Consider the following 12,271-nt stretch of genomic DNA (forward strand, 5'->3'; position numbering starts at 1 on the left):
TGTATCTAAATAGCTTTAATGCGAAATGAAGATCAACAAAGCGTACAAATTTAGGCTTGAGCCTAATGCAGAGCAGGAGCTTGTTTTAAACAAGTTGCTTGGCTCTGCACGTTTTGTTTGGAATCAAATTTTAGCTGTATCATTTGAGATGCTTGCTAGAAATGAGCGAATCAACAAAGTTAATTTAGTCAATAAAATTCCTGAATTACGCAAAAAACCTGAATGTGCTTTTTTAGAAAACAGCTCGAATGGCGTTTCACTTCAACAAAAAGTCCGTGATCTTGGTGATGCTTGGGCTAAATTTTTTGATAAAAAAGAACAAGCCAAGTTAAAGCAAAAACCATTCAAAGCGAAGAAGCCAAAATTCTTTAAATTGACCGATGGCAGTGAAATTCAGCTTAGACCACTCATGCCAAGATTTAAAAAGAAATCTGATGGTTATGATTCAATCCGTATTGTTCAATTTGGCAGATATTGTTGGGTTAAAGGTAATCAGGTTAAGTTGCCTAATGACATTGGCGTTGTGAAATTCAGAAAATCACAAGATATTTTAGGCGAGATTAAGAACGTCACAATCTCAAAGCATGTTGGTAAGTGGTATATCTCTTTTGGTGTTGAAAACACAATAGACGCACCAATCCATCCATCGAAATCAGCGATTGGCATTGATTTAGGTGTTAAAAAGTTAATTACAGCGTCTAGTGGTCAGGTATTCGACCCGATCAATAGTTTTAAAGCCAATCAGGTAAAAATAGCCAAATTCCAACGCAAGTTGAGAAAGAAAACCAAGTTCAGCCAAAATTGGAAAAAGCTCAATTTAAAGATCAATAAACTGCACCATCATATTGCCAATATTCGGCATGACTACTTGCATAAAGTCACCACAACTCTCAGCAAAAAACACGCAATGATCGTAGTTGAGGACTTAAAGGTAGCCAATATGTCGAAATCAGCACAAGGCTCAATCGAGAAAAAAGGAAAGAATGTGAAAGCCAAGTCAGGCTTGAACAAGTCAATCCTAGATCAAGGTTGGTCAATGCTTGTTGGCATGTTGGGGTACAAACAGCAATGGCGAGGTGGTTTACTCGTTAAAATTGACCCTAGATATACAAGTCAGACTTGTAGCTCATGCGGTCACATTGCAAAGGAAAATAGGCTCACTCAGGCAAAGTTTGAGTGTGTTTCGTGTGGATATGTTGCGAATGCAGATATTAACGCTTCTCGCAACATTTTAGCGGTAGGACATACCGTTTTGTCTGTGGAGGGTCGATGCGGTAAAGGTCGCCCTGCGAAGCAGAAAGCAAGCGAAATCCGTGAGGAAGTCGCCTAAGAGCTTTTGCTTTTAGAATCCCCCACTTGAGGTAAAGCGAAAGTGGTGGGAGTATGTCAACAAGAATAGACCAATACCGCCGCAGAGCTGGGCAATAATTTCGAGCACAATTTCCCCAAGGTGTTTTTAGCATCAGCATACCGTCTGATCTAGGCGATGTCATTAACAACAATCCCAGGCATAGGCTTTGGTAGCAGGTATTTGGACCACACGCTGAGATCGAAGGCCCGATAGGACAGCAACAAAATACAATCCACGCAAAAAATCACAAAATCTTCATCTTCGTTTTTTTAAGATGAGTTTGGTCAGCTTGATCTGACCCAGACAGAGAGAGATAGCGTTAAATTTTATCGCTCAATTTTTATTTTAAAAATGAAAGTAAACAGAGGTATGTGGTGCGTCAAGTAATTGAATATGTGGGAGCAGATCTGTCAAGGATCATTGAAATGGCCTGGGAAGATCGCACCCCATTTGAAGCCATCCAGCGTGAGTTTGGCTTGAATGAAACTGCAGTGATTCGCTTGATGCGGAAAAATATGAAAGCATCAAGTTTTAAAATGTGGCGTGAACGAGTCACCGGCCGAAAAACTAAACATCTGCAACTGCGTTCCCCCGATGTCATTCGGGCTTATTGTGCGCGGCAGTATAAACGTTTCTAAGCGCTTTGTTTTGAACGCAGTTTGGACTCACGTTTACATCGTTCAGAACAGTATCTGACTTCCTCCCAGCAGCGTTGCCATTTTTTGCGCCAAGTAAAAAGGCGCAAGCAGTGAATACAGGTTTTTTCAGGGAGATGCTGTTTTTTCATGGTTTATAACTCATCTATCTGGCTAAGAAGCTGTTGGGCATGGGTGGATTATTTGTTCCGCAACTTTAAGTTTATCCCGCTGCCGATAGAAATCACTAGCAAATCGTCCTCACGTGAACGCAAGTTCATTTATCTAGCTAAAATCTTACTCATTTTATAAGCCTTATTTTTAATGATTTCTTAACTCATAAACGATGTGAAAATTATGTGATTTTAATCAAAAAGATACAAATTATTATAGTTGTAATTCAGGCAGCCTGCGCCTAGTATCTTCCATGAAGTTACTCCATGTAAGCTTCCTTAGTTTTGTCCCATACACCCCTCTGTATGGGATTTTTTTTAATCCGGGGATTGTCATGAGCATGCATTCAAAAGCATATATTTTTAGACAGCAGCAATTGCTGGTGGATGATCATTTCCAGTTGCCGCAAGTGGAAAGACTGCAGCACGACCTGAACCTGTCGGAAAATGGCCAGGTCATTGCACGGGATCTAAAAGAAGATGAACCAGTACCCGAGGGTTATCAACTGATCCCGATTCGGCAACTGGTGCAGGTCTGGAGCAGGCCGCAGTTTGAACAGGCCAGCCGTGCCGTACAGTTACTGGAGTGGCGCCGTAATCACTGCTTTTGCAGCAAATGTGGCCATGCCACCCAGCAGCACGCCAGCCAGTATGCCATGGTCTGTCCATCTTGTGGCTATAACCAGTATCCCCGGGTGAATCCCTGCGTGATTACCATCATCACCCGGGGTATAGATGAAATTCTGCTGGCGAAAAATGCCCGCAATAAAACCCAGATGTACAGCCTGATTGCTGGATTTGTTGAAGTCGGCGAAACCTTGGAGGAGGCAGTACGCCGTGAGACGCAGGAAGAAGTCGGCCTGCAGATCAAGAATATTCAATATCTGGCCAGCCAGCCGTGGCCGTTTCCCAGCAACCTGATGATGGCCTTCAGGGCAGAGTATCACTCGGGTGAGATTCAGATTCAGGAAGATGAACTGAGCGACGCGCAATTTTTCAAGTTTGATCAGTTACCTGAGATTCCCTTCAAGGGCAGTATCGCTTATGCCATGATTCAGCATGTGATGCATGATACCCCTGTAGCAGATGACAGCAAAGAATGGCTTTAACCTAGAAAATAGCCTAGGGCTTTTCAGCAGCACGCCTGCTAGATCACATGATTTTGTCTTCACGCTTTGTTCACATCCACCTGGGTTATCTTAGTCCTGAAATCATTCAAGGCTTAAAAATGAATACTCTATTCAAGTCAGTTTTTGCGGTTACGGCACTGACCCTCATGAGCTTAAGCATGCTGACTCGAGCGGAAACGGTTGCGCCTCAGGCAGTCGATCAGGTGGATATCCAGCAGTATGCAGGCAAGTGGTATGAAATTTCGCATTTACCGATGTATTTTCAGCGTAAATGTGTATCGGATATCTCTGCACAATATGAGGTCAATGCCGATCAGACCATGAGTGTGTTAAATAGTTGTCGGATTGCCAATGGTGAGATGATTAGCTCTGAAGGAGTGGCTTATCCGCAAAATAAGGGCAACAGTAAACTCAAGGTCAGCTTTTTACCTCCAGGTTTAAGGTGGATCCCGTTTACTAAAGGTCATTACTGGGTATTACGCGTGGATCCAGAATATAAAGTGGCACTGGTCGGTGGACCAAGTAACAAATACCTGTGGATTTTGTCGCGTGAACCACAACTGGACGAAGCAACTTATCAGTCCTATCTGGAGACTGCGAGACACTATGGCTACGACATCACAAAGTTAATCAAATTACCGCATTAATCTGCTACCCTTTGGCCGAACTGCTTAGTCTCTTACAGTTCGGCTTTTTTTCACTTCACATAAAATTCATATCTGACTGATTAGACTCATCAAATGGAATAAAGACAGTTGCTCGAAATAGGATGAGTCCATGTTGAAAAGTCTGATGCGATGGATAGATAGCTGGTCTATATCGACACCAACCGAAACACTGACGGCTGAAAATAGCAAGATTCAGTGGGTCCGGATTTTACCCTTTATTCTGCTGCATCTGGCCTGTTTCGCTGTGTTCTGGGTCGGTGTGTCATGGTTTGCGCTTGGCTTTATGGTCGCGTTCTACTTGATCCGCATGTTTTCCATCACGGCTTTTTTTCATCGCTATCTGTCGCATAAAACTTTTCAGACCTCACGCCCGATACAGTTCCTGTTTGTATTGCTCGGCACCATGAGTGCGCAGCGTGGCCCGCTATGGTGGGCAGCTCATCACCGTTATCACCACCGCTATACCGATACCTTGCAAGACCCACATTCATCCACGCATGGTTTTTGGTATAGCCATGTCGGCTGGTTTCTGAATGAATATAATTTTGCTACGCGTAAAGAGGTGATCAAGGACTGGCTGAAATATCCAGAACTGATTTGGCTGGACCGTTTTAGTTTGATTGTGGTGTTGCTGACTGCGGGCGGGATTTATGCACTAGGCGAATGGCTGGCCATCACTTGGCCGCAACTCGGGACGTCCGGCCTGCAATTGCTGGTCTGGGGCTTTGTGGTTTCCACGGTGTTATTGATCCATGCGACCTTGTGCATCAATTCATTGGCGCATCATTATGGCAGCCGTGATTTTGAGACGGATGACCACAGCCGTAACAATTTATTTCTGTCACTCATCACCTTAGGCGAAGGCTGGCATAACAATCATCATTACTATGCTGGTAGTACCCGGCAGGGTTTTTACTGGTGGCAGATTGATGTGACCTATTACTTGCTGAAACTCATGTCCTGGCTGGGACTGGTCTGGGGCCTCAAGCCCATTCCGGCACGGATTTATGAAGCCAGTAAAATCGCTCAGGCTCGAAAACATAAAAAAGCTGCTACTGCCGACACTCACACGATTCAATCGAAGGAATCACCATGAAAATTGCAATTATTGGTTCAGGTATTTCCGGTCTGTACGCTGCCTGGAAACTCAGCAAAGTGCATGAAGTCACAGTCTTTGAAAAGAATAACTACTTTGGTGGTCATACCGATACCCATCAGCTGAATATCGAGGGTGAACAGGTTGCGGTGGATAGTGGCTTTATTGTGTTTAATGAGCATAACTATCCGCTGTTTTGCTCGATGCTAAAAGAACTAGGGATTCAATCGCAAAGCAGTGACATGGGCTTTTCGGTGAATAATCAGGTCAGTGGCTTACAGTACAATCCTTCAAAAAAATTCTCGCTGTTGTTCCGACCTCAAAACTTTCTTAATACTGATTTTCGCGCGATGTTGTCGGATCTGTTCCGTTTCTATGCAGCCAATAAAGATCTGGATGTGGAACAGGTCGATACACAGCTCAGTATTGATGATTATTTAAATCAACATGGTTATAGCGATGCCTTTCGTCAGGAACATCTCTATCCGATGTGTGGAGCGCTGTGGTCCTGTCCGGTGGAACAGGCTGGACAGATTCCCTATAAATTTGTGGTGAGCTTTTTCCAGCACCATCGCATGTTGCAACTGAAAGACCGGCCGTTATGGCTCACGGTGAAAGGTGGATCGGCTCGCTACGTTCGTGCGATTCAGTCCCAGACGAATATTATTTTCCGCAAAACGGGTGTGCTCCATGTATCCCGTAGTGCCAATGATGTACTGGTTGAAACAGCACAGGGCAGTGAGCGTTTTGACTGGGTGATCTTTGCCAGTCATGCTGACGACAGCCTGAAACTGCTTAAAGACCCGACAGCGCAGGAGCTGGACGTGCTGGGCAAGTTCCGCTATCAGGCTAACCGTATGGTGGTGCATTCAGATACCCGCATCATGCCCAAATCCAGACGTCAGTGGGCCAGCTGGCATGTGCATGTGACCCCGAGTCAGGCAGCTGAACAGACACCTTTCCAGCACAGTGGTATGCACTATGGTTTCAGTTACTGGATGAACCAGTTGCAAAACCTGCAATGCAAGACTCAGGTCTTTGCCACTCTGAATCCTAATTTCACCCTCGATCCGAAAAAAATCTGGGTAGAACGGCATTACCGACATCCGGTGTTTGATGCCTCCGCGATTGAAGCACAACAACGCTGGGCTGAAATCAATAGCCAGAACCGCACCTCATACTGTGGCGCTTACTGGGGCTGGGGCTTTCATGAAGATGGTGCCCGTAGCGCTGCATGGGTGGTCGATCAGCTCTTAAAACAGGCCGAGCAGGCCGCCTAGGAGGATATGATGCAAATGTATCCACTGGCGATTGCCTCTGCCGAAATCCGGCATCGCCGTTTCTTGCCCAAAGCGCATGCTTTTGAGACCCGGCTGAACTATCTATACTTTGATCCTGATCAGCTCTCAAGCTTTACTGAAAAATCCTGGCTCTGGTCTTGCAATCGCTGGAATTTCCTGACCCTGGATGAACGTGATTTTCTGACCATGGAATGTGGTTCGATTCGGCAGAAGGTCGCACGTCTGCTGATCAAGCGGGAAAATTATCTGCTAGCGCATGCTGCGTCCATCCGGGTTCTGGCCTTGCCACGTACACTCGGATTTCGCTTTAATTCTGTGGTGTTTTATCTGGTCTTTGATGCCACCGACCAGCTGATCTTTATCCTCAGCGAAATTACCAATACGCCATGGAATGAACGTCAGGTCTATATCCATGACTGCCGGAACAATGTGACCGAACATACGCCGTACCAGAGCCACCAGTTTGATTTCAAAAAGGCCTTTCATGTATCGCCCTTCATGCCGATGGCGCTGGATTACCGCTGGCGATTCAGCTTTTCCGATCAAAGCAATGTGATTCATATGCAGCTGTTCCAACAGGGAATATTGCAATTTGATGCCACCATGCAATTTTCGTTGCAAGCCATCACAGTTCCTTCACAACAGCATCGCTATGCTGTGCTGAAAGTTCTTGAGCCCTTCAGGATGGTCGGTGGAATTTATCTGCATGCCTTTCGCTTATGGAAGAAAAAAATTCCATTTTACCGGCATCCTCGCAAAGAAAAAGGAAACACCTTGTTATGAAAACACTGTTTATGGGAGAAGAAAGCACACTGCCGGTGGTACTGCGCCATCTACTGAAATTACGTCATGGTCAGCTGATTTTTAAAGGCGTCTGGAACGGGATTGTGGGAGAGAGCAGTGATCTGTATGCCGTGATTCAGGTGCATGATAGCCGCCTGATGGATCTACTGTTCCGCAATGGTGTACTCGGTGCTGCAGAAGGTTTCATTCGCGGCTACTGGAGCAGTGAAGATCTGGTCAATGTGATTCGCATTCTGGCGCGCAATCGCGATGTGTTGGACCGGATGAATCAGAACACCTTGGCGAAAGCCAGCCAATTCTTCCTAAAGACTTGGTACAAATCCCGCAAAAACTCGATTGATGGCAGCCGTAAGAATATTGCCGAGCATTATGACCTGAGCAATGACTTTTTCAAGCTGTTCCTGGATTCCAGCATGATGTATTCCAGCGCGGTATTTAAAGAGCCGGGCATGAGCCTGGAACAGGCCTCCGATTATAAAAAAGAACTGATTTGCCAGAAACTGCAGCTGCAACCAATGGATCATTTGGTCGAAATTGGCAGCGGTTGGGGTGGTTTTGCCATTTATGCCGCGCAGCATTATGGCTGTAAAGTCACCACCATTACCATCTCCCAAGCACAATATGATGAAGCGGTCGCGCGAATAGAGGCAGCAGGATTATCCCATCGCGTGGATGTCCAGCTGAAAGACTACCGTCTGTTGAAAGGCAAATACGATAAGCTGGTCTCGATAGAAATGATCGAGGCCGTGGGTGAGCAATACTTAGCGACCTATTTCAACAAATGCCGTGAATTGCTGAAACCGAATGGTCTGGCCCTGATTCAAGCCATCACCATTGAAGATGCCCGCTATGCCAAAGCCTTGAATACCGTGGACTACATCAAGCGTTACATTTTCCCGGGAAGTTTTATTCCCTGCATCAGTATCATGACCCAGTCCGCTTCCGAGCAAAAACTGCGTCTCAAGCATCTTGAAGATATCGGCCAAAGTTACGCCCAAACCTTGCACTGCTGGCGTCAGCGCTTCTTGGAACAACGTGAACAGGTACTGCAACTCGGCTTCGATGAGCGCTTTATCCGTATGTGGGATTTTTATCTATGCTATTGCGAGGGTGGTTTCCGCGAAGGCGTCATCAGTGATGTACATCTGCTGTTTGAAGCCAGTGCTTACTAGGCCACGATAAAACAGGAGGACTGATATGCTGCTGGATTTATTTTTGCTGAATGTCTTCATCATGCTGTGTAGCTGGGTACTGGTGACCTATAACCGCAGAGCGGGTCTGGTGGATGTGGCCTGGAGTTTCAGTATTGCGCTTAATGTCATCATTGCGGCTTGGGTCATGGAAACTGCACCGCTGCTGGTTCGGGTATTTCTGGGTGTATTTAGCGGCATCTGGTTTTTACGCTTAACCTGGCATCTGCTGCGCCGTTATGCCAATGAAACCCGGGAAGATACCCGCTATGCCAATATGCGCCGTGCCATGGGCAGTTATCAGCATCTCGGTTTTCTGGCCTTTTTTATGTTTCAGGCCGGGCTGGTGGCACTGTTTTCCTACCCGATGCTGGAATTGCTCAATATTCCGGTCCAGCAGTGGAATGACTGGACACAGGCTACAGTGCTGGTGGCTGGCATAATCATGCTGCTGGCGCTGATCGGGGAAAGCACAGCCGACCAGCAACTCTACCGTTTCAAACTGAATCCACAAAACCAAGGAAAAACCCTGGACCAAGGCTTATGGAAATATTCACGTCATCCGAATTATTTTTTTGAATGGTTGCACTGGTTTGCCTATCCGGTTCTCGGTCTGGCAGCAGGTGTGTATGGATTATGGGTTTATCCGCTGCTGATGTGGCTGTTTCTGTACTACATCACCGGAATTCCATTTAGTGAACAACAGGCGCTGGCACATCGCGGCGACAACTATAAAGACTATCAACGACGAACTTCAATGTTTATTCCGTGGCCACCCAAAGAGTAGGTAAATACATGGACTTTATGATTCAAAAATCTTTAAAACTGATCGAAAGCGGCAAAGTGCCCGACCCGGTGATTCGCGCAGGCATTCGCACTTTAAGCAAAAAACGTTTGGCACAGGAAGGGCGCTTTGACCCGGCACTGGCGGCACAGCGTTATATGGATGTGCTGCATATGCTGAAAAACAGCGAAATTGCCATCGAGACCGACAAAGCCAATGAACAGCACTATGAACTGCCCACCGCATTTTTCCAGGCGGTGCTGGGCAAGCGGCTGAAGTACAGCGCCAGCCTGTTTGAACAGGCGCATACTACACTGGATCAGGCAGAAGAAGCAGCATTGGCCAGCTATTGTCAGCGTGCACAGTTACAGGATGGACAGGATATTCTGGAAATTGGTTGCGGCTGGGGCTCACTCAGTCTGTATATGGCAGAGCATTATCCCAAAGCCCGCATCACTGTAGTGTCGAACTCCTCGACCCAGCGTCAGTATATTCAGGAACAGGCCCGTCTGAAAAAACTGGAAAACCTGACGGTGATCACCTGCGATGTCAATGTACTGCAACTGGAATCGGCTGCTTTCGACCGTGTGGTTTCGGTGGAAATGTTTGAGCATGTGCGCAACTACCAGAAACTGTTTGAAAATATCAGCAGCTGGCTCAAAGCTGATGGCTTGCTCTGGTGCCATATTTTCTGTCACCGTTTCCTGCATTATCCGTTTGAAGTCAAAAATGAATTTGACTGGATGTCGCAATATTTCTTTAGTGGCGGCCTGATGCCGGCAGCCTCAACTTTCCTGCATTTTCAGCAGCATTTGCAGCTGGAGCAGCACTGGCAATGGGCCGGTACCCAGTATGAACGCACGGCAAATGCTTGGCTGGAGAATATGGACCAAAAGCAGGCTGAGCTGCAGCCCCTGTTTCAGCAGACCTATGGCGCAGATGCGGCCATCTGGTGGCAACGCTGGCGGATTTTCTTTATGGCCTGTGCCGAATTGTTCGGTTATGAGCATGGACGCGAGTGGATGATCGGCCACTTTCTGTTTAAAAAGAAAGCCGTATAATTGAACGATGAATCGAATGCGCCAGCGGGGAATTGATCAATGTTAAAGCTGTTTAGGGACAAACGCGATCATCCTCTGGGTGAGGTGTTTAACCGCTATTACTGGCTGCAAATCGGATTCATTGCCCTGTCGGTGGTGATCGGCATTGCCTGTAGTGCCTGGGTGATCAAAGGCTTTTTGCTGCGCACCGCCTTGGAACAGGAAATGTCACATTACTGGCAGCGGCTGGAACGCAATCCGGCCGCCGAACTTCCCGACACCAAAAACCTGTATGGTTATCGCTGGTATGATACCCCCCCTGTGCAGTTTCAGCACATGCAGTTCGAGCAAGGCGTAAATCGGCATTTTGTCGATGGTAAAGAGCGCATGACCGTCTACGGTGAAAAAGACAGGCAGCATGTGCTGCTGGTCTTTGGCGAAAGTAACGTGAACAAGCTGGTTTGGCTGTTTGGTCTGGCACCACTAATGGTCAGCCTGTTCGTGCTGTATAGCGTATTGTGGTGGTGGAACCGTCGCGCCCGGCGTTATTTTTCTCCGATTACCCGGCTGGCCAATGCACTGGAACATATCGACTGGGAGCATCAGAAAAATCAGGCTTCGCCTTTTCAGGACATCCGTACTGACTCCAATCTGGAAGCAGAATATCTCAAGCAGGCACTGGAAAAATATCATCAGGTGCTCAGCGAGTTCATTCAGCGCGAACGTGAGTTTACCGGTGATGTCAGTCATGAACTGCGCACGCCATTGACGATTTTAAAAGGCAATGTGCAACTGTGTCAGGCACGCTATGGTGACAACAAATCCTTTACCCGCCTGCACAATACTATTGAAGACATGCAGCTGCTGGTCGATACCTTACTGGCTATCGCCCGAAATACCACCAACACCCTGACGGCCGAGCCCACTATGCTGTCAGAATGTCTGGAGAATCTGGTACAGGATCTGGACAGTGTCAGCCACAACAAAGGCATGCAGATCGACCTACAAAAAGACCTCGATGAGCAGCCACGTAAACTGTATCCATCGATGACCAAAATGGTCTTTGGCAATATTTTGCGCAATGCGCTGAATTATTCGCAAGGTACAGAAATTGATGTGATTCTACAGAAAAATACAGTATTGATCGCTGATAATGGAATCGGCATCTCTTTGCCAAATAATTCTAAAGTTCAGGAGCTGTCTGGCCAGCAGTTGCAACTGGAGATCAAAGGGCATGGTATTGGCCTGCAACTGGTACAGAAGTTGTGCAAACAGCTGGGCTGGCGGGTCGAACTCTTTGACCGGCAGTATTATCTCAGTACCCATCCAGAGATTGATCTGGCAATGACGACCGGTCTGATTGTGGTAGTGTATTTAAACTAAGTTTCAGCTTTGTACGTTTAGACTTAAGCTTCCAAAGCAATCTTTAAACCTACACCAGAAATGGTATGAATCAGTTTCTGCTCAAAAGGCTTGTCGACCATTTTACGTAAATTATAAATGTGACTGCGCAAGGCATCACTTTCCGGCTCTTCATCACCCCAGAGTTCCAGCATAATTTCCTGTTTGGTGAGGACTTTAGGTGAATGACGCATCAGCAGTTTCAGCAGTTTGAACTGAATCGGGGGCAGTTCAATCGTCTGTCCAGCCCGAGTCAGCTGCTGTCTTGCGGGATCCAGAATCAAATCATGAATTTGCAGGCGACTACTGGAAACTTCACCCAATGAGCGTTTGATTAAGGCTTTGACCCGAACCACCAACTCATTAAAATCAAAGGGCTTAACCAGATAATCATCCGTGCCGGAATTAAAGCCTTTGAGTTTGTCATCCAGAGTATCGCGCGCCGTCAACATCAGTACGGGTAAATCCAACCCTTCGTCATGACGCAGCCATTCACACAGTTCATAACCCGAACCATCAGGCAGATTAATGTCTAGAAGCAAAATATGATAGCGCTGCTGTTTCAGTAATTGGCGTGCAGCGTTCAGATTGCGGGCATGATCCACCACAAAATCATGTTCTTCCAGAAACTCGCATAAGGTAGAGGCTAGTTCATAATGGTCTTCGACCATCAGGATAAAATGTTTGGACATAACGGC

Annotated in this window: 13 protein-coding genes; 11 read left to right on the plus strand and 2 right to left on the minus strand. The window is 46.6% G+C overall.

Annotated features, from left to right (window positions below):
• Positions 1-25 precede the first annotated feature (25 nt).
• Complete coding sequence (locus tag FTU87_RS11665; protein WP_159138905.1) at positions 26-1,330, plus strand: RNA-guided endonuclease TnpB family protein; 1,305 nt, start codon at positions 26-28, stop codon at positions 1,328-1,330.
• Positions 1,331-1,737: 407 nt separating this feature from the next.
• Positions 1,738-1,989 carry a TIGR03643 family protein gene (locus tag FTU87_RS11670; protein WP_373683532.1) on the plus strand — a complete coding sequence of 84 codons (252 nt, stop codon included), beginning with the start codon at positions 1,738-1,740 and terminating at the stop codon, positions 1,987-1,989.
• On the opposite strand, the gene FTU87_RS11675 is transcribed toward FTU87_RS11670, so the two are convergent.
• Positions 1,986-2,138 carry a DUF2256 domain-containing protein gene (locus FTU87_RS11675; RefSeq protein WP_159138906.1) on the minus strand — a complete coding sequence of 51 codons (153 nt, stop codon included), beginning with the start codon at positions 2,136-2,138 and terminating at the stop codon, positions 1,986-1,988. The two genes, FTU87_RS11670 and FTU87_RS11675, sit on opposite strands and share 4 nt — an antisense overlap.
• Before the next feature lie 356 nt (positions 2,139-2,494).
• Between FTU87_RS11675 and nudC the strand changes: the two genes are divergently transcribed.
• The 9 genes from nudC (at position 2,495) to FTU87_RS11720 (ending at position 11,555) form a co-directional block, all read left to right on the plus strand.
• Entirely contained in the window at positions 2,495-3,268 is a 774-nt protein-coding gene (gene nudC / locus FTU87_RS11680) for an NAD(+) diphosphatase (RefSeq protein WP_100535554.1), read from the plus strand.
• A 119-nt stretch (positions 3,269-3,387) separates the two neighbouring features.
• Entirely contained in the window at positions 3,388-3,936 is a 549-nt protein-coding gene (locus FTU87_RS11685; protein WP_100535594.1) for a lipocalin family protein, read from the plus strand.
• Positions 3,937-4,066: 130 nt separating this feature from the next.
• Complete coding sequence (locus FTU87_RS11690) at positions 4,067-5,053, plus strand: acyl-CoA desaturase (protein WP_071852181.1); 987 nt, start codon at positions 4,067-4,069, stop codon at positions 5,051-5,053.
• Positions 5,050-6,333, plus strand: a complete 1,284-nt coding sequence (locus FTU87_RS11695) for an NAD(P)/FAD-dependent oxidoreductase (protein WP_100535553.1) — start codon at positions 5,050-5,052, stop codon at positions 6,331-6,333. The genes FTU87_RS11690 and FTU87_RS11695 overlap by 4 nt, the downstream gene beginning before the upstream one ends.
• Positions 6,334-6,342: 9 nt before the next feature.
• On the plus strand, positions 6,343-7,137 hold the full coding sequence (locus FTU87_RS11700) for a DUF1365 domain-containing protein (RefSeq protein ID WP_100535552.1): 795 nt from the start codon (positions 6,343-6,345) through the stop codon (positions 7,135-7,137).
• Positions 7,134-8,330, plus strand: coding sequence for a cyclopropane-fatty-acyl-phospholipid synthase family protein (locus tag FTU87_RS11705; protein WP_100535551.1), 1,197 nt, complete (start codon positions 7,134-7,136; stop codon positions 8,328-8,330). The genes FTU87_RS11700 and FTU87_RS11705 overlap by 4 nt, the downstream gene beginning before the upstream one ends.
• Positions 8,331-8,355: 25 nt before the next feature.
• Positions 8,356-9,135, plus strand: a complete 780-nt coding sequence (locus tag FTU87_RS11710; RefSeq protein WP_180075622.1) for a DUF1295 domain-containing protein — start codon at positions 8,356-8,358, stop codon at positions 9,133-9,135.
• Positions 9,136-9,143: 8 nt separating this feature from the next.
• Positions 9,144-10,193 (plus strand): cyclopropane-fatty-acyl-phospholipid synthase family protein, encoded by a 1,050-nt coding sequence (locus tag FTU87_RS11715; RefSeq protein WP_071852186.1) that lies wholly within the window; start codon positions 9,144-9,146, stop codon positions 10,191-10,193.
• A 39-nt stretch (positions 10,194-10,232) separates the two neighbouring features.
• Positions 10,233-11,555, plus strand: coding sequence for a HAMP domain-containing sensor histidine kinase (locus FTU87_RS11720; RefSeq protein WP_180075623.1), 1,323 nt, complete (start codon positions 10,233-10,235; stop codon positions 11,553-11,555).
• A 23-nt stretch (positions 11,556-11,578) separates the two neighbouring features.
• Here the strand turns inward: FTU87_RS11720 and FTU87_RS11725 are convergent, their stop codons facing one another.
• Entirely contained in the window at positions 11,579-12,265 is a 687-nt protein-coding gene (locus FTU87_RS11725) for a response regulator transcription factor (protein WP_071852188.1), read from the minus strand.
• Positions 12,266-12,271 lie beyond the last annotated feature (6 nt).

The sequence above is a fragment of the Acinetobacter sp. YH12156 genome, from assembly GCF_013418235.1.
GTDB classification, from domain to species: Bacteria; Pseudomonadota; Gammaproteobacteria; order Pseudomonadales; family Moraxellaceae; genus Acinetobacter; species Acinetobacter pseudolwoffii.